The organism is Peribacillus sp. NPDC076916, from assembly GCF_050269675.1.
Taxonomy (GTDB): domain Bacteria; phylum Bacillota; class Bacilli; order Bacillales; family DSM-1321; genus Peribacillus; species Peribacillus aracenensis.
Genome location: NZ_JBNNIU010000001.1, coordinates 710,364 through 731,607, shown reverse-complemented (window position 1 = coordinate 731,607; position 21,244 = coordinate 710,364). Strand labels below are relative to the sequence as shown.

Annotated in this window: 21 protein-coding genes; 18 read left to right on the top strand and 3 right to left on the bottom strand. The window is 40.7% G+C overall.

Translation table 11 applies throughout. The annotated features are described in order from the left end of the window. Positions 1-562 precede the first annotated feature (562 nt). The 7 genes from ACQKFG_RS03690 to ACQKFG_RS03660 all read left to right on the top strand — a co-directional run bounded on the left by ACQKFG_RS03690 (position 563) and on the right by ACQKFG_RS03660 (position 10,267). A complete protein-coding gene (locus tag ACQKFG_RS03690) occupies positions 563-1,930 on the top strand; it encodes an allantoinase (protein WP_427556307.1) in 1,368 nt (455 codons plus the stop codon). 414 nt (positions 1,931-2,344) lie between these two features. Beyond that, on the top strand, positions 2,345-3,109 hold the full coding sequence (allE, locus tag ACQKFG_RS03685; RefSeq protein ID WP_192203524.1) for a (S)-ureidoglycine aminohydrolase: 765 nt from the start codon (positions 2,345-2,347) through the stop codon (positions 3,107-3,109). Positions 3,110-3,238: 129 nt separating this feature from the next. After that, the gene (locus ACQKFG_RS03680; protein WP_427556304.1) at positions 3,239-3,622 is read left to right on the top strand and encodes a cupin domain-containing protein; all 384 of its coding nucleotides are present in this window, start codon (positions 3,239-3,241) and stop codon (positions 3,620-3,622) included. A gap of 227 nt (positions 3,623-3,849) precedes the next feature. After that, positions 3,850-5,154, top strand: a complete 1,305-nt coding sequence (locus tag ACQKFG_RS03675; RefSeq protein WP_427556301.1) for a uracil/xanthine transporter — start codon at positions 3,850-3,852, stop codon at positions 5,152-5,154. A 286-nt stretch (positions 5,155-5,440) separates the two neighbouring features. Next, positions 5,441-7,609 carry a malate synthase G gene (locus tag ACQKFG_RS03670; protein ID WP_427556298.1) on the top strand — a complete coding sequence of 723 codons (2,169 nt, stop codon included), beginning with the start codon at positions 5,441-5,443 and terminating at the stop codon, positions 7,607-7,609. An 899-nt stretch (positions 7,610-8,508) separates the two neighbouring features. Further along, on the top strand, positions 8,509-8,697 hold the full coding sequence (locus ACQKFG_RS03665; RefSeq protein WP_427556295.1) for a hypothetical protein: 189 nt from the start codon (positions 8,509-8,511) through the stop codon (positions 8,695-8,697). A gap of 340 nt (positions 8,698-9,037) precedes the next feature. Next, on the top strand, positions 9,038-10,267 hold the full coding sequence (locus tag ACQKFG_RS03660) for a pyridoxal-phosphate-dependent aminotransferase family protein (protein WP_427556292.1): 1,230 nt from the start codon (positions 9,038-9,040) through the stop codon (positions 10,265-10,267). A gap of 341 nt (positions 10,268-10,608) precedes the next feature. On the opposite strand, the gene ACQKFG_RS03655 is transcribed toward ACQKFG_RS03660, so the two are convergent. From ACQKFG_RS03655 to ACQKFG_RS03645, 3 genes are read right to left on the bottom strand one after another with little or no spacing between them, the layout of a single operon-like run. Next, a complete protein-coding gene (locus tag ACQKFG_RS03655; protein WP_349729109.1) occupies positions 10,609-11,055 on the bottom strand; it encodes a hotdog fold thioesterase in 447 nt (148 codons plus the stop codon). Positions 11,056-11,071: 16 nt separating this feature from the next. Next, positions 11,072-12,622 carry a solute symporter family protein gene (locus ACQKFG_RS03650; protein WP_342615203.1) on the bottom strand — a complete coding sequence of 517 codons (1,551 nt, stop codon included), beginning with the start codon at positions 12,620-12,622 and terminating at the stop codon, positions 11,072-11,074. Beyond that, a complete protein-coding gene (locus tag ACQKFG_RS03645; RefSeq protein WP_192203531.1) occupies positions 12,619-12,972 on the bottom strand; it encodes a DUF485 domain-containing protein in 354 nt (117 codons plus the stop codon). The genes ACQKFG_RS03650 and ACQKFG_RS03645 overlap by 4 nt, the downstream gene beginning before the upstream one ends. A gap of 264 nt (positions 12,973-13,236) precedes the next feature. Here ACQKFG_RS03645 and ACQKFG_RS03640 point away from each other — a divergent pair, with 264 nt between their 5' ends. The 11 genes from ACQKFG_RS03640 to ACQKFG_RS03590 all read left to right on the top strand — a co-directional run bounded on the left by ACQKFG_RS03640 (position 13,237) and on the right by ACQKFG_RS03590 (position 21,209). Beyond that, on the top strand, positions 13,237-14,565 hold the full coding sequence (locus ACQKFG_RS03640; protein ID WP_427556287.1) for a phenylacetate--CoA ligase family protein: 1,329 nt from the start codon (positions 13,237-13,239) through the stop codon (positions 14,563-14,565). Beyond that, a complete protein-coding gene (locus tag ACQKFG_RS03635) occupies positions 14,546-14,677 on the top strand; it encodes a hypothetical protein (RefSeq protein WP_260284461.1) in 132 nt (43 codons plus the stop codon). Before ACQKFG_RS03640 ends, ACQKFG_RS03635 begins: the two co-directional genes overlap by 20 nt. Positions 14,678-14,767: 90 nt before the next feature. Beyond that, positions 14,768-15,007: a ferredoxin gene (locus tag ACQKFG_RS03630; RefSeq protein ID WP_192203533.1), complete on the top strand. Its 240-nt coding sequence runs from the start codon at positions 14,768-14,770 to the stop codon at positions 15,005-15,007. A gap of 128 nt (positions 15,008-15,135) precedes the next feature. Further along, positions 15,136-16,092 (top strand): 1,2-phenylacetyl-CoA epoxidase subunit PaaA, encoded by a 957-nt coding sequence (gene paaA / locus ACQKFG_RS03625; RefSeq protein WP_427556283.1) that lies wholly within the window; start codon positions 15,136-15,138, stop codon positions 16,090-16,092. A gap of 18 nt (positions 16,093-16,110) precedes the next feature. Next, the gene (gene paaB, locus ACQKFG_RS03620) at positions 16,111-16,470 is read left to right on the top strand and encodes a 1,2-phenylacetyl-CoA epoxidase subunit PaaB (protein ID WP_192203535.1); all 360 of its coding nucleotides are present in this window, start codon (positions 16,111-16,113) and stop codon (positions 16,468-16,470) included. Next, positions 16,460-17,260: a 1,2-phenylacetyl-CoA epoxidase subunit PaaC gene (paaC, locus tag ACQKFG_RS03615; protein ID WP_427556280.1), complete on the top strand. Its 801-nt coding sequence runs from the start codon at positions 16,460-16,462 to the stop codon at positions 17,258-17,260. Before paaB ends, paaC begins: the two co-directional genes overlap by 11 nt. A 24-nt stretch (positions 17,261-17,284) precedes the next feature. After that, a complete protein-coding gene (paaD, locus tag ACQKFG_RS03610) occupies positions 17,285-17,782 on the top strand; it encodes a 1,2-phenylacetyl-CoA epoxidase subunit PaaD (protein WP_192203537.1) in 498 nt (165 codons plus the stop codon). 20 nt (positions 17,783-17,802) lie between these two features. Next, positions 17,803-18,108 carry an EthD family reductase gene (locus ACQKFG_RS03605; protein WP_034314904.1) on the top strand — a complete coding sequence of 102 codons (306 nt, stop codon included), beginning with the start codon at positions 17,803-17,805 and terminating at the stop codon, positions 18,106-18,108. Beyond that, a complete protein-coding gene (locus ACQKFG_RS03600; protein WP_192203538.1) occupies positions 18,105-18,881 on the top strand; it encodes an enoyl-CoA hydratase/isomerase family protein in 777 nt (258 codons plus the stop codon). Before ACQKFG_RS03605 ends, ACQKFG_RS03600 begins: the two co-directional genes overlap by 4 nt. A 10-nt stretch (positions 18,882-18,891) precedes the next feature. Beyond that, complete coding sequence (locus ACQKFG_RS03595; RefSeq protein ID WP_427556275.1) at positions 18,892-19,665, top strand: enoyl-CoA hydratase-related protein; 774 nt, start codon at positions 18,892-18,894, stop codon at positions 19,663-19,665. Positions 19,666-19,688: 23 nt separating this feature from the next. Then, positions 19,689-21,209 (top strand): aldehyde dehydrogenase family protein, encoded by a 1,521-nt coding sequence (locus tag ACQKFG_RS03590; protein WP_230302805.1) that lies wholly within the window; start codon positions 19,689-19,691, stop codon positions 21,207-21,209. Positions 21,210-21,244: the final 35 nt, after the last annotated feature.

Sequence of the window (21,244 nt, the reverse complement as noted above, 5' to 3'; positions counted from 1 at the left end):
GTTGTTAAATTTGGACAAAAATTTAAATGGTAATTGTTTACATTGCATAATGATTTTGTGAATTAATCCGCTTATAATCAATTGTATAGAGGATTGAAGGGTAATGAAACTGTTTTCAAGATTTTTTTGCATTCCATAAATCTCAAGTTTATATTTATTTAGCAACTATATTTTTATTTAGAAGCACATACAATCATACATAATTTTGCAATGGTTAAAATAGCTAATCCGGGTTTTAACATCTAAGATTTTAAAGACCTTTTATACCTTTATATATATATCCAGTTTTTATTTCGGTGAAAAGTAAGCGCTATCATGCTAAGTTTTATAACGAGGAGGAACCGTTTTGAACAAACCAGAGCTCCATTGGAGCAGGAAACACAATTTAGTAGAGGCTTATTGGCAACAAAACCCGAAGAGAGAAATTGGAAAGTGGGAAACTATTTTTCTATATGGATGGGTTCTGTTCATAATGTAATAGTTGTATCTTGTTCCGAATATTAAAGAGGATTGGATTTAATAGTAATTATAAAATTTGATTTTCATAGAAAGGAATGAACCTATGGCTACATATGATTTACTCATTAGAAATGGAAATCTTGTAATGTTAGATTCGATTGTTCAAGGAGATATTGCAATTAAGGAAGGGAAAATTAAAGAAGTGTCCATCGGAAAAAATATTGATGCTATTGCAACAAGAGAAATTAATGCTGAGGGGCAGCACATCCTCCCAGGATTAATTGACACTCATGTTCATTTCAACGAGCCAGGCAGAACTGAATGGGAAGGTGTTCAAACTGGTAGCAGAAGTTTAGCGGCAGGTGGGGTAACAACCTATTTTGATATGCCATTGAACAGTACACCACCAACAATCAATAAAGAATATTTGGCATTAAAGAGAGCTTGCTCCGAAGAAAAGTCGGTAATCAATTGCCGCTTTTGGGGTGGACTTACACCTGAAAATATTGAGAATATTAAGGAACTTGATGAAAATGGAGTAATTGGATTTAAAGCTTTTATGTCACCGAGCGGAATTATCGATTTCAATCATGTCGATGATATTACGATTTTTAAAGGGATGAGAGAAATTGCCTCTATAGGTTCACTTTTAGCCGTTCATGCTGAAAGCACAGTCATTTGTGATCAGCTTACACAAGAAAAACAAAGACAAAATAAAACGACTGCAAAGGACTTCGTTGAATCAAGACCGATAATTTCCGAAATTGAAGCGGTTAGAAGAATAATTTCATATGCTGAAGCTACAGGTTGTAAACTGCATATTGTTCATGCGAGCAGCCGGAAAGTAGTGGACGTCATTAATCAGGCAAAGCAAAGAGGCCTAGATATTACGGTAGAAACATGCCCTCATTATTTATCTTTGACAGTAAAAGACTTAGAGGAAAAAGGCGGATTGGCAAAATGCTGTCCTCCACTGCGTGATGATGAAGAAGTAGAACAATTATGGGAAGCTGTAGCAAACGGTGAAATTGACGTTATAGCATCCGACCATTCACCAGCACCTGCATCTATGAAAAAGGTAATAAATGAAGACTTTTTCAGTGCCTGGGGTGGGATTTCTGGTGCTCAAACTACGCTCAATATTATGTTGACAGAGGGGCATTTTAACCGTAATCTTCCTCTGGGGAAAATTGTTGAATTAACATCAACGAATCCAGCTAAGTTATTTGGCCTTTATCCCCATAAAGGGATAATAGCGGTTGATAGCGATGCTGATTTGGCGATAGTTAATCTGAATAGAAGCTTCGAGCTGAAAAAGGAAGATTTGTTCTACCGCCATCAGCAGTCGCCTTATGTTGGCAGGACATTCAAAGGGCAAGTAACGACGACGATCGTCAATGGGGCTATTGTTTTTGAAAATGGAAGCATTACCACTGTGGAAAAAGTAAAATCTAGTGTTGTTAAGCTATAAAGGATTGAGAAAGTCTTAATCATTTTATTAGCTGATTCGCTTTCAGACATTTGTTTTAGGCTTACACAATCTTAAAGGCAAAAGAAGCCTATAAGGAACTGGGACTGATAAAAGAGAAAATCATGGATGAAGAAATAAGAAGATGTTTTATCTATAATAGACAAAAATATAAATCGTTTTTATTGATTAGGCATAATGACTATTTAAATGAAAGCGTTTAACATTTGTATAAGAGACTTAATGGTTTCTGACACAAGTTAATAATATATGAAAAGAAGCTTCAATAATAAGTTAATCTATAACGGTAACAGGGCACACCATTATTCACATGCTTATATTGGCTCACGATTTAAAAGTTTGATTGGTGTCATATGAATTGGCTCACAAAATACGATTAAAAGGAGAGTTTAAAAGATGGGTTATCCTAAAGATTTATTAGCAAGCAGATCAATAATTGAGCACGGTAAATATGCTTTAATTGCACCTGAAGGATTGGTCAATAATGTTGTTCCAGGATTTGAGAATTGTATCATTTCCATTTTGGGTTCTCCAAAGCTTGGAGCAAGCTTTGTCGATTATATTGTGACAATGCAAAAGGAAGGAAAGAACAGCGAGGGGTTTGGTGGACAAGAAGATGTAGAGACATTTGTCTATGTTATTGAAGGGAAAATAAAAGCTGCTGCAGGTGAACAAGAGTTTGTCCTCGATGAAAGCGGTTATTTATACTGTCCTCCAGGAACAAAGATGTATTTAGAAAACCAATTGGATGGAGATTCTAAACTATTCCTATATAAGCAAAAGTATCGTCCGCTTGAAGGACGGAGGCCATGGGTTTATTCAAACCATGCCAACAATATTGAATTTAGGATTTATGATGATATGCATAATGTCCATCTTAAAGATCTTTTGCCTGCTGATATAGATTTTGATATGAATTTTCATATTCTTTCCTTTGATCCTGCTGCCTCTCATCCGTTCATCGAAACACATGTGCAAGAACATGGCGCCTACTTACTCTCGGGAGAAGGGATGTATAATCTGGATAATCAGTGGGTTCCTGTAAAGAAAGGAGATTACATTTTTATGGGTCCATATGTACATCAAGCAGCCTATGCGGTAGGTAGAGAAAATTTAACATATGTTTACTCTAAAGATTGTAATCGTGATGCATCCTTGTAAAATGTCACATCACTTAGTAGGAATGCGTAGGTGCCAACTTCAAGAGATTTAATGTGGGCAGAATCTGTATTATAGGGAAATCTGGTAAGTGTAATTCAAACCCATTAAATATAAAAGAGGTGCTGAGATATGGACAAGAATATAATTTTGAACAAAAAGTCGATAATAGAGGAAAGAGTTTTTGAAATCGATAAAATAGCAAAATTCGATTCCAATGCACCACAAAAAAATTATTTCTATGAAACGGATAAAACTGTTGGGGCAGTTTGGTGTCTTGAACCTGAGCAGGAAGTATATTTACATTCTCATTCGAATGTTGATGATATTTGGGTTTGCATAGAGGGGGAAGGAACATACTTTCCGGATTTAGAGAATGAGATTACGATCAGAAAAGGAATGGTAGTATTGGCCAAGCCTAATCAAATTCATGGAATGCGTAATACAGGAAACAGTCAATTCATGTTTGTAGGCTTTGCTGCAGGGGCATTGCCAATGGATATAACAAGATATTAGAAAAAGGCTAAGATTATTAAACAATTACAAAATAATTTAAGTTTCTTCTTTCAAAAAACAAAAAAAGTGATTAAGGCGAAGCGATTGTAATGAAGACAGCGCTTCGCTTATATTTTTATTTATAAAAAGAAATGATTTGTAATTTTTACAGGAAATCAATACTTTTAAGAATTGGCTTCCTTAAAAACTCGCAAACAGATTTTATAAAGGAAATGGTGATGATTAAGATGACACAGCAAGGAGTTACTGTAACATTATTGTCCTCTTTACAGTGGCTTTTTTTTATTTTTGCCAATACGGTTGTCGTACCAATTTCTGTAGGGGCAGCATTCCAGCTTCCTTCAGAAACAATTGAAATGACGATAAGATGCTCTTTTATCTTTACAGGAATAGCCTCTATTCTGCAGGCCTGGATTGGGCATCGTTATCCATTATTGGACAGCCATTCGGGGCTAATGTGGGGTCTGATGATAAATATGGGCATCTCTGCATCTGCACTCGGATTGGATTTTGCAACCGTAGGAGGGGGAATTGCAACAGGTATTCTGCTGGCGGGAGCTGTAACCGTACTGCTTGCGGCATTTAACCTGATTTATATCATACAGAAAGTAATTAAGCCGATGGTGATAAGTGTTTATATATTTTTGCTAACCTTTCAGCTCATCTTTATTTTCTTCAAAGGTATGTTTAAAATAACCGAAAGTGGAACAATTGATCTCCCTGTCAGTTTGTTTTCAATCTTGATTGTCATCTTCGTTGGCTTTTTAAGGATTAAAGGAGGGAAAATACTAGGCAATTTCTCAATCTTAATCGGAATTATCGTAGGATGGTCATTATATCGAATTATTTTCCCTTCAGATCTTCCGACGGCTAGCTCTTCAGGTATGGCATTCACTTTCTTTCCCCTTGGAACTCCAAACTTGGATATTGGTATTATTCTTGTCTCCTTTTTTGCGGTCCTTCTGAATTTAACGAATTCTTTCGCTTCTATTCAAGCTGTTGCAGATGTTTACAAGGAAAAGGTGGAACATAGTCAATACAGGAGATCTATTTTTGTAACAGGTATTTTTGCGTTTATCTCTTCAATTTTTGGCTTGGTCCCTTTTACTCCATTTACATCTACAATAGGGTTTTTACAAAGTACCAAGTTATTTAAACGAGAGCCATTTATGATAAGCGGATTCTTGTTTATTCTCCTTGGAGTTATCCCGCCATTAGGGAGGTTCTTAGGAACAATACCACTAACAATAGGTAACGCTGTTTTGTTTGTAGCATACCTTCAATTGTTTGGGACCGCATTAAACAGCTTAAAAGGAACGTTATTCAACTCTGAAACGATACTCCGTTTAGCGGGTCCAGTCCTAGTTGGAGTTAGCATTATGAATATCCCGCCGGCATCATTCGGCAGTATTCCTGTCCTCTTGCAGCCTTTCATTACAAATGGTCTCATTATGGGTGTCATTATATCGATTTTTTTGGAAAAACTTATTGATTGGAATAAGTTAACAAATAAGTTGGAAGTCAGGAAGTAATCGATATATCTGCCTGAAAATGGAAAAAATGAGCAACAACATTTGGATAAAAAAGGAATTCATATATAATATTGACTACTTTGGATCTGTTGAAGTCAATGGTCAACTTTCTAACGATAAACTTGAAATTGATTATAAGAAAACAAAATAATAAATTGAGAACTTGATTAATCGATAGCAAATGAAGTATTGAACCCGTTCAAAGGTAGGAGAGATCACCTGGTTTAAGAAAATTCCTCTCGGCGTATGCCGGGAGTCAAACTAATTTTTAAAGGAGGAATACACCATGGGCGAATATGTAAAAATACGTAATCTTCAAGTGGCTCCGGTACTTTTTGAATTTATCAATAAAGATGGGATACCTGGAAGCGAACTGAATCAGGAACAATTTTGGGTTGATTTTGAAAAATTGGTACATGACTTGTCTCCAAAAAACAAAAAATTGTTAGCTCGTCGTGATGAAATTCAAACCAAAATCAATACATGGCATAGAGAAAATAAAGAGATTGACTTTGCTGAATATAAATCATTTTTACAAGAAATTGGCTATCTAGAACCTGAAGGAGAAGACTTTCATATCACGACAGAAGGGGTAGATGATGAAATAGCCTTCCAAGCTGGGCCGCAGCTAGTTGTCCCGGTTGATAATGCCCGATATGCTATTAACGCTTCAAATGCAAGGTGGGGAAGCCTTTATGATGCTCTTTATGGAACAGATGTTATTAGCGAAAAAGGAGGAGCCTACCGAGAAGGGAGCTACAATGAAGTACGCGGGGGAGAAGTCATTTCATTTGCAAAGGATTTTCTTGATCAAGTAACTCCTTTAAAGGATTATTCACATAAAGACGCTGTGAAATATGCAGTAGTAGATGGGGAATTAGCTGTTACACTCAGAAATGGAGAAATTACGAGTTTAGTAGAGGAATCTAAACTAGTTGGCAATCAAGGTGAATACGAAAAGCCATCGGCTATATTATTAAGAAATAATGGTTTGCATTTTGAAATTCAGATTGATCGAAGTCACATGATCGGTAAAATAGATAAAGCAGGCGTTAAGGACATTCTAATGGAATCTACTCTTACGACCATTATGGATTGTGAGGATTCTGTTGCGGCAGTGGATGCTGATGATAAAGTCCTGGTATATCGAAATTGGTTAGGTCTTATGAGGGGTGATCTGACTGTAACTTTCAAAAAGGATAATAAAATGATGACACGTACATTGAACCCGGATCGTTTATACAGAGCACCAGATGGAAAAGAATTCTCTTTGCCTGGTCGTTCACTTATGTTTGTCCGTAACGTGGGACACTTAATGACCACAAACGCAGTCCTAGATGCTAATGGTGAGGAGATTCCTGAAGGGATTATGGATACAGTCATGACTAGTTTACTTGCCAAACATTCCCTGTTAGGTAATGGTAAATATTATAATTCCTCTAAGGGATCAGTCTATATCGTTAAGCCCAAAATGCATGGATCCGAAGAGGTGGCTTTTGCCAATGAACTCTTTGACCGTGTGGAAGACATGCTAGGTCTACAGCGAAATACACTGAAAATTGGTGTTATGGACGAAGAACGTCGAACTTCATTAAACTTGAAAGCTTGTATCCGCCAAGTTAAAGAAAGAGTGGCATTTATTAATACCGGGTTCTTAGATCGAACTGGAGACGAAATTCATACTTCTATGGAAGCCGGACCCATGATCCTCAAGAATTACATGAAAGGATCAAAATGGCTACAAGGTTATGAAAAATCGAATGTCAATGTAGGTTTAGCAACCGGTTTTCAAGGTCGTGCTCAAATTGGTAAAGGAATGTGGGCAATACCTGATATGATGGCGGAAATGCTAAAGCAAAAGATTGGCCATCTGAAAGCAGGGGCGAATACAGCATGGGTGCCTTCTCCAACTGCAGCGACATTGCATGCTCTTCATTATCATCAAGTGGATGTAAAAAAGGTACAAGATGAGTTGAAAAAGAATCCAGTAAATTTACGTGATGATATTTTAGAAATCCCAGTGGCTCAAAACCTCGAATGGAGTCCGGAAGAAATTCAGCAAGAATTAGATAACAATGCTCAAGGTATCCTCGGTTATGTTGTACGTTGGATAAATCAAGGAATTGGTTGTTCCAAAGTACCGGATATCAACAATGTAGGATTGATGGAAGACCGTGCCACACTAAGAATTTCGAGTCAGCATATGGCTAACTGGCTTCACCACGGAATTTGTACGAAAGGACAGGTTTTGGAGACTTTACAACGAATGGCTAAAGTAGTGGATGAACAAAACACTGGAGATTCATCATATCAATGTATCGCGGAAAATTACGACAACTCAGTGGCTTTTCAAGCGGCATGCGACTTAGTGTTTCAAGGCTATAACCAACCAAGTGGGTATACTGAGCCTATCCTGCATCGACGACGCATTGAAGCGAAGAAAAATAAGTTGTAACAATAAGTGGAATTTCTGGGGCATTCATACCAACCAGGATGCAATGTTATTAAATTCATTCATAAAGCTTAGCGTAGGAAAAACTAATTGTCTCTTTCTATTTATTGTTTAGTTAAGGTTTTAGGTTAAAGTGGGTATCCCGTGTATAAGAAACAAGATTTTTCGCAAAGTTTTAACTCCATATTTCAGGGGGAATCTCCATTGACTACACTGTATAAACAGATTCGTGATAAGCAATTGTTACCAACGAAAGAAATAGGGTTCCTTAAAGTTCAAGTTCACCGAGTGCCATAACTTAACTTCCACTAGTAAATTCATACGGGGCTTCGGATTAAAATAAGTGATTATTCAATAAAATGGGGAACAAGTGATCAAAATTACTTGTTCCCCATTTTGGTTTGATTCTTTATAAAAAGAAGAAGCTAAGTAAACATATGTGAATTAGATGTAATAAGATAAGATTAGTCTTCATCCTTTTAGAGACCATCAGAAGTTAATTCGGACGGCATAAGTAGAATTAGCATCTTAATTTATCAAAAAACACCAGTGAAATATGATAAGGTGCTAACTATAACAATAAGTACCACTTCTTTTGATCATAGAAATCTGTATATTTTATTGGTTTGCTTCCATTGGTTATTTTGCACAAAAAAACACCGAAATACTAACAGAATTGTCAATGAAGTTAAATGCGAAAGCAAGTAAAATATTAGATGATATAAATTTCGTGAAATTAATAACGTGAATGGTTATTGAGAAGGGAATCGATGTGATGGGCAATCAAACGAAAAATTCATAGACGAAAAGGATGATGCTGCGTTCGATGATAAAATGGTTAGCATCCTTCGAGGGCAACAGAGAGTAATGGGGTGACCCGGATATAATATTCCAAGGAATGGATGAGCGCTCAGCAAGCAATGAAAGCTGAGATGGAAAAAGAAAACCTGATTACATATTTTGATAGTGTAGGCAACTTGTTTGGCAGGCTTGAGGGAACGGATTCCTCCGGTGGAATCATTCGGGCCGGTTCTCATATAGACACGGTCAAGGATGGGGGGGACACTAGGCAGAATGGATGTTTAACCTAATGTTCCGAATGTCATTGCTGGTGAAGTGGGGCTCAGTCTCGATATCAGGCATCACGAGGAAGAGGTTCTTGAAAGGTTTTGTAAGGAAATCCTTTCAACTTTCGAACCCTTCGCAAAAGAAGGTGAAATGAAGCTGGGGGTTTCACAATGGATGGATGTCAAACCTGTTGCGATGGATCGGTAAATGAATCGCCTTGTCTCGACTTGCTGCAGTTCGTTTTAAGTAAGGGGGGCTTAGCCATTCTCCTAAGGAATTTACTAGTGTTGCGGATATGGAAAAGGGAATCGACGTTTTAAGTGAAATACTATATAAATTAGCCTATTAAAGGAGTTGGTTAAGATGGCATATTCAGAATTGAATGCACCGATGAGAACGATCATGACACCAGGGCCGGTCGAGGTGGACCCGCGTGTCTTAAGGGTGATGAGCACGCCAATATTAGGGCAATTCGATCCTTCATTCACTACTATCATGAATGAAGTGATGGAAATGCTGCGTTTGGTTTTTCAAACAAAAAATAAATGGGCGTTCCCGATAGATGGTACCTCACGATCGGGGAATGAAGCGATTCTATGTAGCATCATTGAGCCAGGAGATAAGGTTCTAGTTCCTATATTCGGCAGGTTCGGTCATTTGTTGGTGGAAATTTGTGAGCGATACGGAGCTGAAGTCCATACGATGGAATGTCCTTGGGGGGAGGTGTTCGAACCGGAAGCCGTCATCGCGGAAATCAAGAAGGTCTCCCCTAAAATAACAGCAATCGTCCATGGGGAAACTTCCACTGGTTGTATGCAGCCTTTGAAGGAAATCGGGTTGGCTTGCCGTGAATTGGGAGTCCTGCTTGTGGTGGATGCGGTTGCCTCCATCGGGGGCACCGATGTAAAGGTGGATGAATGGTGTATTGATGGATTGATAGGCGGGACACAAAAATGCTTATCCGTTCCTTCGGGTATGGCACCGATTACGTATAATGAGCGAATAGAAGAAATCATCCAGTCCCGCAAAAAGGTGGAGCGTGGTATTGCGACGGATGAAGACAACCAAAAGGTTTCGGTCCGCCGGCCCATCGCCAGTAATTATTTCGATTTAAGCATGCTGCAGGATTATTGGGGGCCGCGCCGTTTGAATCACCATACAGAAGCTACTTCCATGATTTATGCGTTACGTGAAGGGTTGCGCCTTGTACTCGAAGAAGGTCTGGAAACGCGCTTTGCCCGTCATGAACTCCACGAATCCGCTCTCGTTGAAGGGATCAAGGCAATGGGACTTACGTTATTCGGTGATGGGAAAAACAAACTTCCATGTGTAACTTGCATCGGAATTCCAAAAGGAATCGATGGTGAAACTGTTAGAGCCATGCTGTTGAATGAATTTGGTATCGAAATCGCTTCCTCGTTTGGTCCGCTTCACGGGAAAATTTGGAGGATCGGAACCATGGGGTTCAGTTGCAGGAAAGAAAACATCCTGTTTGGATTGGCCTCCTTGGAAGCTGTCCTTTTGCGCCAGGGGTTCCAAGTTAATCGGGGAGAGGCTTTGCAGGCTGCTCTTGATGTGTATGTAGGAAAATAGAAGAGAAATTCGATATGATTTCTTCCGACCACTCACCATGCCCTTATGAACTGAAAGATCCTGCCATACATAATATTTTTGAAGCGTGTTCGCAAAACATAAGCAAAGCGTTTATATGGGCCCTACCTTTGCTTGCCTAATCACGGGTACCATTAATAATGGGAAAATAGTATATCAGACTGATGTAATAAGTGAAGGGGAGCGTGGGGATTGGTTAAAAGTGATGGATTCCGAATCGGGAATCCCCTCCTTTCTTTTTATCAGCTTTGCGTATGCATCATGGGCAAATCAAGGGAAAAGAAACCGGACAAGTGGATTGCTTGTCCGGTTTCAAACGTTACTTATTCAACGTGGTCGACGAAATATTGATTTTTCCTGAACACCATCGCTTCCATGGTTGCGATCAATTCCCTTTCATTTAACACGTCTATTTTATACCATGCCAGTTTATTGTTTTTCTTAATCTCTTTCGCTCTAGCGGTTAAAGTCTCCCCCCGTTTGCCAGCTGATAAGAAGTTGATGTTATTTGAAACGCCAACCGCTATTTTGCCATATGAATTGCTGGCTGCTGCGAACACATAATCAGCAAGTGAAAAGATAATGGCCCCATGAACCGTTCCATGTGCATTGAGCATGTGGTCACTAGGAATCAATTCTGCTTCCGCTGTGCCGGGACCGAGTTTCGTCAATCTCATCCCTAGAAAAGAAGCATATGGTTCGTCAACCAGTACTTGTTTGATTTGGTCATAATGCAATTCATGAACATCCTGATCTAAATGTGTGGTCATGGAAATCCCCCTCTTTTTAATGGTCTTTTGCTGAACTTATCCCATATCCGGTATTGGATTTGAACAGTACTTCAGGAAAACTGTTTTCCTCATCTTTTGCCTTTGACAGGATTGTACCTAAGTAGGCTCCAATAAAGCCAAGCGGTACGGTGAAAATGGTCGGGTTGCTCATCGTGAAGAGGGGATTGCCTGTGAAAATACCCATCCCAGGTTCCGGATTCCATACATTGGGACTGAGCATGACCAGTATGATAGAACTGAGTAACCCGAATAACATTCCTGTGATCGCTCCGGTTGCGTTGAAGCGTTTCCAATAAATTGTGCAAAGGATGATCGGTAAATTGGCACTTGCAGCAATTCCAAGCGCAAGGACTGAAAGAAAAGCGACATTCATTGATTGTGCAAATAAAGCAAGTAAAATCGAAATGACAGCTACTCCGACAGAAGCCATTCGGGCGACGAGTATTTGCTGTTTTTCCGTAATCTTTCCTTCCTTGATGATTTCACCGTATATATCATGTGCAAAAGCGGATGCTGACGTTAAAACAAGACCGGATACAACCGCTAAAATCGTGGCAAATGCCACAGCAGAAACGAATGCGAATAAAAACTCACCGCCCATGGTTAATGCAAGAAGGGGAGCGGCCATGTTTCCAGCCGAGTTTGCTGCGACGATCCGCTCAAAACCGACGAAGGATGCAGCACCGAAACCAAGGAAAATCGTCATGATGAAAAATATCCCTATAAACCATGTGGAATATACGACGGATTTCCTTGCAGTAGCTGCGTCCTTTACTGTAAAGAAGCGGACGAGTAAATGAGGAAGACCTGCTGCTCCAAGGACAAGCGACATATTAAATGAAATCATGTCGAGTCCATCGGTGTATTTATTTCCAGGATTCAAAAATTCCTTTCCGAGTGGCGTTGCAGTTTGGACATGATGGAACATCTCTGAAATGTTGAAATTAAAACGGGAAAATACGATGAACGTCAGCACAGCGGAACCGCCTAGTAAGAGAACCGCTTTGGTGATCTGCACCCAGCTTGTCGCTCTCATCCCGCCGAAAATCACATAAATCGTCATCAGCACACCGACAAGTAGGACGGATAGCCAATAATCGATGCCGAGCAGCAGTTTAATTAATCCCCCTGCACCAACAAGTTGTGCAATCATGTAAAAGATTGAAATGACAAGTGTATTGGCGGCAGCTATCCCTCGCACTTTTTTTGATTTGAAGCGTGCTGAAATCATGTCTGCCAGCGTAAACTTACCTAGATTGCGAAGTGGTTCCGAGACAAGGTACAATAAGACAAGAAAGGCAACAAGGTTCCCGATGCTCATGTAAAAGCCATCGAAACCAATCAGTGCGATTGCCCCTGTAATTCCCAGGAAAGAAGCGGCTGACATAAAGTCACCTGCTACGGCCAATCCATTTTGCCATGCTGTCAATCCGCCGCCGGCAGTATAAAAATCACTGGCATTTTTCGTTTTCTTAGAAGAGTAATAGGTTATTGTAAGCGTTAACAAAATGATGCCCAAAAAAAGTGTGAGAGATAAAATGCTCATTCGCCAAGCTCCTTCTCATATTTTTTCAAGATATTTTTAGCCAGTTTGTCGTACTTCGCCGCTTTTTTGATATAGACAATTCCTCCCAACCATACGACGGCAAATTGGAGAAGTGCATATACCCATGCCCAAGTAATATTGAAAAAAGCTTCACCTTTCAATACTTCGCTATAAGCAGCTAAAATAGGCAGAACAAAATAAAAAGCAAGAAAGAAGAGAGTGACAGGTACGATGAAAGCTTTTTTCTTTTGAAGCAAATACTTGAATTCTTCTGTTTCAATTAATTGACGATACTTATTTCCGCTGTCATGTCCTGATGGTGAATGTTCAGTTTTAGCTGGTGATTCCATAGTAAGCCCCCTTTTTAGTGTAGTACGTTTTTAAAACGAATATTTGAAAAAATGATATATCATTGTTAAAATTAACATAGTCTGAAAATTTAGTAAATTGTTATTTTTGTTTGTTCGGTCATTTTTCTGAATTTAAAAACATTATTGACAACGTAGAAATGACGTATTAATCTTGAAATGAATCATAACAATAACTTAATCTCCGTTTTATTACCGTTATGTATATCGGGTGGGACAATAGTAAAATTAAGGGGGACTGAAACAATGTACAATCCGGAAATTGAAACGGCTTCGCGTGCTGAAATGGAAAGTTTACAATTGGCTCGCCTAAAAAAAACGATAAGCCATGTATATGAAAATGTACCTTATTACAGAGAGAAATTCAGGGAGATGGGCCTGGAACCAGAAAATATACAAACCCTAAACGATGTGATAAAGCTTCCCTTTACAAAAAAACAGACTCTACGTGATCAGTATCCATTCGGTTTATTCGCCGTTCCGATGGAGGATGTCACTCGCATTCATGGTTCATCCGGAACTAGCGGAAAGCCTACAATTGTCGGGTATACGAAAAATGATTTGGAAAATTGGGCAACAATCGTCGCACGTGGAATTGTAGCAGCAGGAGGTCGCAAGTCAGATATTTTCCATAACGCATATGGATATGGTCTGTTTACCGGGGGCCTTGGTTTGCATTGTGGTGCAGAAAAGCTAGGAGTTGCGACAGTGCCCATTTCAGGGGGAAATACCGATCGGCAGATTACGATCATCAATGACTTTAAACCGCGCGGCATTTGTGGAACCCCTACTTATATTTTGAATATTGCCGAAAAGATGGAAGAGATGGGAATTGATCCTGCAGATAATGGGCTTGATTATGGGATTTTTGGAGCTGAGCCATGGTCAGAGGAAATGAGGGCAACACTTGAGAGAAAACTGAATTTGAAAGCCATCGATATTTACGGACTAAGTGAAATCATGGGGCCCGGCGTTGCGATAGAATGCCATGAAGCACAGAATGGACTGCATATCGCAGAAGACCATTTCCTTGTCGAGGTCATTAACCCGGACACGCTCGAACCAGTGGAGGACGGCGAAGATGGGGAACTTGTCTTTACCAGCCTTACAAAGGAAGCGCTGCCAATCATTCGTTATCGGACGGGCGATATCGCTTCAATTACCCATGAACCGTGTAAATGCGGGCGGACCACAACTAGAATGTCACGTGTTAAAGGCAGAACGGATGATATGATCATAGTCAGGGGAGTGAATGTATTTCCTTCTGAAATTGAGCGTGTATTATTCCAAATGGATGGAATTGTTCCTCATTATCAGATTCATCTCGTTAAGAAAGGGAAAATGGACGGTGTTGAACTGCATATTGAAATTGAAAGCGGTTTCTATAAGGAGATTGAAGAAGACTTATCGCATGGGAATGTAGATATATTAAGGAAAACGATACAGCATCATTTGAAATCCACATGTCTTGTAACGATGGATGTTGTTGTCAACATTCCAAAAAGCATACCCCGTTCAGAAGGAAAAGCCATTCGTGTCGTCGATAAGCGGAAGGATGAAGTCATTAGTTTATAAATTCCACGCTCATGAACATGATTCTGACGTTCAGTATATGACTGCTCATGTACCGATTGAAATACGGGAAGCGAAAGAACTCGAACAAGTGGTGCGAAAACGCGATACATAAAGCGGATGCATTCGTGGTTGACCATGGGTTTAACCCTTATTGGAAGCGGAGATAAGGACCGATCATGAAATAGGGAAGGAGGAGGGCATCTTGGCTAAATATACAGTTGTTGATCAAGAAACTTGCATTGCCTGCGGTGCATGCGGTGCTTCTGCCCCGGAAATTTTTGATTACAATGATGAGGGGGTGGCGTTTGTCATCCTGGATGAAAATGAGGGAACTGCAGAGGTCGCGGAAGAGTTATTGGATGACCTGGATGATGCAATGGAAGGCTGCCCAACAGATTCAATTAAAGTGGAAACTTCGCCCTTTAAAGTTTTAGTGGATTAAAAGATTCGTGAAATGCACTGATAATTTCCTTTTTATTATGAAAAAAGACAGAATAGTCTTGCGTTAAATATAACAATAAAATATAATAACGTTATATAAACGTTATATTATAAAATGAGGTGATTTGGATGAACGTTCTTTTAAATGATATGGCAGGAGAAGAAAAGCTAAATCAATTCATTGCCAGAATCGAAGCAGGAGAAAAGATAGAAGCGGATGATTGGATGCCGGATGAATACCGGGGCACTTTAATCAAGTTAATATCGATGCATGGAATCAGTGAAATCATGGGGGCGCTTCCAGAAAAGGAATGGGTGCCTAAAGCCCCGACCTTAAATAGAAAACTTGGAATCATGGCAAAGGTGCAGGATGAAATGGGGCATGGGCAATTATTGCTTCGGGTCGCCGAGGATTTGCTAAAACCGTACGAAAAAAAACGGGATGACCTAATGCAAGATTTGTTTAAAGGAGATTTAAAGTTTCATAATGTTTTCCATATGGAAGCCAAATCCTGGGGCGATGCTGGATTGATTGGCTGGCTGGTTGATGGTGCAGCCATCATTTCCCAGACGAATATGCTTGGCGCCTCATACGGACCTTATGCCCGGGCATTACAAAGGATTTGCGCGGAAGAAGTTTTTCACGCCCAACATGGTGAAGCGATCATCATGGCTTTGGCTGAAGGGACGGAAGAACAAAGGAAAATGGTTCAAGACTCCATCGATTATTGGTGGGAATCTTTATTACTCTTCTTTGGACCTCCCAGCAAGAATGAAGTGGGCACATCCAAACAGGATATAACGATTAAGTACAGAATCAGAACCAGTACGAATGAAGAGCTTCGACAAGCCTTTTTTTCTAAATATGTGAAGCGGATCCTTTCACTCGGTTTTAGCATTCCCGATGAAACGCTTAGGTTTGATAAAGCATCTGAAACCTGGATTTACAAACAGCCCGATTGGGGGAAATTGAAGGTGCTCGCAAGGAATGAAGGACCCCGTTCGCAGGATCGCTTAAGCCTTCGAAGAATTTCTTATGAAAATAATAAATGGGTACGTGAGGCGTTGGCGCCAAAGGTCATCTAATGAGGGGGGAAGGACGATATGGAAACTAGACAAGGAAATTACTTTGAAGAATTTGAAGTATTCAGCCGTAAAACGCAATCAGCACCCGTTCAATACCACTTCAGCCTGCTGGCCCCAAATGAGGATATCGCCATCATGATGGCACAAGAAAACTTCATGAGACGTGAAGCGGTTGATGATATCTGGGTCGTGAAAAGACGGAATATACGGAAAATGACGGTCGAGGAAAAGAAAACGCTTCAACGTATCGATAATAAAGATTACAGGACCACAAAAGGGTACGGGTATTTAAAGAAAAAATGGCGGAAGTATGAGCAGGGAATGCTCGATGAAAAAGAGATAATGTCTTGGGCTGGAGGTGTAAAAAATGAAGAATGAATCATTGAAGGACATCGCAGTCAAGGAATTGCTGCTTCAACTGGCGGATGATGACTTCATCCATTCATACCGTGGTGCAGAATGGCTTGGACTCGCACCGCATATCGAAGAAGATGTTGCATCCGCTTCGATATCTCAAGACACGATGGGGCATGCAGCCATATATTATAAATTGCTGGATGAACTCGGTGTAGGTGATGCAGATAAACTGGCTCATGACCGTCCCGCAAAGGAACGGCGCAATGCGATCATTCTCGAATTGGTCAATGGTCCTGGTTACTATATGAAAGACCCGGAATATGATTGGGCGTTTGCGGTAGTGCGGAATTACTTTTATACCCAAGCCAAAGCGATTAAGGTTCGATCCCTTCATTCATGTTCATATGAACCGCTTGCTGAAGTGGCACAAAAGGTACAGATGGAACTTTACTATCATTTGATGCACTGGAAAACATGGTTCGTCCAATTGCTGGGATCTGGCCACTTGGAAGCGGTATCAAGGATGAAAGCGGCTATTGGGAAAACAATGCCGGATTTTGCCGGGGTATTTTCACTTGGGCAATATGGAGAGGAAATGGTGGAGCTTGGCTTGATAGAAGGCGAAGCTGACTTACAGAAAAAATGGATCGAGGCTATCACCCCAATTTTTGAAAGTGTAGGATTAGCAACAACTATTGAAATAGGCATGGCAAGAGGTGATGGCCGTAATGGCCAGCATACGGAAGATTTGGAAAAGGCGCTAGAAACGTTAAGTGAAGTGTACGCAACCGATAAAGCAGCTTCATGGTGAATCAATGAAAAGGGGAGGGGTACCATGTCGACCATACAGTTAAACATAGAAGAAATTTATAAGCTCCTGGAAGACGTTAAAGATCCCGAAATCGATACAGTAAGTATCCTGGATTTGGGGATGGTTGAAGACGTTAAGGTTTCGGGCCAGGACGTTTCGGTAAAAATGCTGCCAACTTTTCTTGGGTGCCCGGCATTGTCGATCATCCAAAAAAATGTGGAAACAGCTCTTCGACAGCTGCCTGCCGTAAGAAATGTAAATGTGGAATTTTTACGTTCCCCTTCGTGGACATCCGATCGAATTACGGAAAAAGGGAAAGCTGGATTGAAGGTTTTCGGAATCTCCCCTCCTCCTCGACAAATGAAAAGTGATGGGTCATGGCATGTGGATTGCCCATATTGTGAATCGACATATGTCACGATGGAAAATATCTTCGGTCCAACGGCCTGCCGCAGCATTTTATATTGTAAAGCATGCAAAAATCCGTTCGAAGCGATGAAACCGATGATAAAAATAATTTAATACAATGGAGGTTCTATAAAATGGTAAAGTTAATCGCCCTATACAAACAACCTGAAAATAAGGAAGAATTCGATGAGCACTATTTCAATGTACATGGCCCGATAACGGAAAAAATTCCAGGTCTTCAAAAAATGGAGGTCACTAAAATTGTAGGGACTCCAATGGGCAAAGACTCCGAGTATTACATTCTTTGTGAAATGTATTATGAAGACCACGACGCATTGCAGCAAGGAATGCGTTCTCCGGAAGGAAAAGCATCAGGGAAGGACCTAATGGGCTTTGCAGGGAAACTTGTTACGATGATGATCGGCGAAGAAATAAAATGAATGCGCTTCAATTCATTGAAACGTCAATCGCGGAAGGCATTGGTTATATCTCTTTAAATCGGCCGAAACAACTGAATGCCCTTAACAGGAAAATGGTCAGGGAAATAGTTTCAACCATGGAAGATTTCGACCGGGACCCACAAGTGAAGGTGATTTTGCTATCGGGCAATGGGAAAGCATTTTCCGCTGGAGCTGATATCGACGAGATGGTGAACGACAGTCCAATCAGTATGGAGTTAACGAACCAATTTGCCGATTGGGACCGGATAAGCCTAGTCAAGAAGCCTGTAATTGGTGCGGTGAAAAGTTTTGTATTCGGCGGTGGTTTTGAACTTGCATTATCCTGCGATTTCCTGATAGCCGCCAGCGATACCCAGTTTTCCTTTCCGGAAGTGACACTAGGAGTCATGCCTGGTGCAGGAGGAACCCAAAGGTTGACGAAATTGGTGGGCAAGACGAAGGCACTTGAATGGATGTTGACGGCTGAAAGGATAAAGGCAAAGACAGCCCTGCAATATGGTTTCATTAATAAGATCGTGGCACCTGAATTGTTAATGGAAGAAACGGTTGATTTTGCTAGAAAGATAGCAAAGCAACCCCCGTTAGCAGTAAGGCTGATCAAAGAATCCGTCAATAAGGCAGTTGATTATCCCTTATATGAGGGCATGCAATTTGAACGGAAGAACTTCTATATTCTTTTTGCATCAGAGGACCAAAAAGAAGGAATGAAAGCATTTGTTGAAAAAAGGGAGCCGAAATTTACAGGCGGATAAGGGGTGCTCTATGTACGAAACGATCAAATATGGGGTTGAAAATGGAGTGGCTTGGCTTACTTTGAACCGTCCTGATAAACTGAATGCCTTTACGTCCCAAATGAATAAGGAAATACAGAAAGCGATCAAAGTATCTGCGGGGTCGGATGAAGTGCGGGCCATTATCATTACAGGGGAAGGCAGGGCCTTTTGTTCGGGACAAGATTTATCGGATGTTGATGAAGGCATGAATTTAGGCCAGGTGCTGCGGGAAGCCTACGGTCCGATGATGGAGCAAATAGCAAACTGTGAAAAGCCGATCATTGCCGCAGTCAATGGAGTGGCTGCAGGGGCTGGCTTCAGCCTAGCACTGGCATGCGATTTTCGGCTTGTTTCTGAAAAAGCCAGTTTTGTAAATGCTTTTGTCAATATCGGATTGATACCTGATTCGGGGAATCTGTATTACCTTTCGCGGATCGTTGGTCATGCGAAAGCCTTGGAATTATCTTTATTGGGGGAAAAGGTTCCGGCTAGCGAGGCGAAAAATATCGGGCTCGCTACAAAAGTGATTGGTGTGGAAGAATGGAACGACCAATTGAAAGCCTTTGCAGAGAATATCGCGAACAAGCCAACGAAAGCAATCGGGTTAATTAAAAGATACTTAGAGGCGTCCTATCACCTTTCATTGGAAGAATACTTAAAAGAAGAAGCGGAGGGTCAGCGAATTGCTGGCTTAACGAAGGATTATGCAGAAGGTGTGGCAGCATTCATTGAAAAAAGGAAGGCTCAATTCATAGGCAAGTAATATAGAAAAGGGAGTGGGATTACATGGTAAGAGTTCAAGAGGCGGCATTTGAAAAAGCGGAAATGAAGCGTGATTATTATCATCTGATCATTAATGGAGAAAGAGTGGAAAGCTCTGATGGTTCCACGATTGATGCGTACAATCCTGCAACTGGTGAAATCATTGCCAAGGTTGCAAAGGCAACAAGGGAAGATGCAGAAAAAGCTGTTCAAGCTGCACGTGAAGCATTTGATAATGGGAAATGGAAGAGGACTCCGATTAATAAGCGTTCTCGTGTATTGAACAAAATTGCAGCAATCATGCGTTCACGCTTTAATGAATTGGTTGAATTGGAAGTTCTGAACAGCGGCAAATCCATTTCTGCAGCACAAGGCCAAGTCATGCAGGCAATTGAAGATTTCGAGTTTTATGCAGGCGCATTGGTTGCACACCGCGGATCTGTCAATAATGTACCTGGTCAATTCCATAACTATACGGAAAAAGAGCCAGTAGGTGTTTGTGCTCAAATCATCCCTTGGAATTACCCTATGATGATGGCAGCGTGGAAAATTGCACCAGCAATTGCAGTTGGCTGTTCGGTCATCGTTAAGCCAGCTTCGTTAACGCCATTGACGGCAATTGTATTAGGGGAAATCTGTTTAGAAGCTGGTGTTCCTTCCGGTGTGGTCAATATCATTCCAGGCCCAGGATCGGACGTAGGGAATTACCTTGTCGAGCATCCGAAAGTGAATAAGGTTGCCTTTACGGGTTCTACGCCAATCGGCAGGGATCTCATGGGCAAAGCTTCACAGACATTAAAAAGGGTGACATTGGAGCTTGGCGGGAAGTCCCCTAATATTGTCTTTGAAGATGCAGACCTTGAAGCTGCCATCGATGGATCATTATATGGCATATTCTACAATACTGGACAATCTTGCGAAGCTAGATCCCGTTTATATGTACATGAAGACATATACGACGAATTCGTTGCCAGATTCGTGGAAAAAACGAAAAAATTGAAATTGGGCAATCCGCTCGACAAAGAAACACACGTCGGTGCAGTCATAGATCAAGGGCAATTGGATGTCATCGACAATTATGTGCAATCTGCCATTACTGACGGAGCAAAAATCCTGACAGGAGGAAAGCCAGCTGTCATTGAAGGATTCGAAAACGGTTATTGGTATGAGCCAACGGTCATAGCTAATGTCAATCATGAAATGGATGTAGTGAAAGAGGAAATATTCGGGCCGGTCGTTGTCATAATGAAATTCAAAGATGAAAAAGAAGCCGTGAGACTCGCAAATGATACGGAATTCGGTTTGGGTTCGGCTCTTTGGACAAAAGATGGCGGGCGTGCGACTAGAGTGGCCAATCAAATAGAAGCGGGAATCGTCATGGTGAATTGCCCATTCTCAGCATTTCCTGGAACACCTTTCGGAGGGTATAAACAATCAGGATTCGGCCGGGAACTTTGTATTGAGACACTTGATCTTTATACAGAAACGAAAAGCATCATTTCCTATCATGGAAGCCGTCCCTTAAATCCCTTTGGAATTCAATAAAACATAAAATAGGTGGCTGGCTGATCGGTATGTCG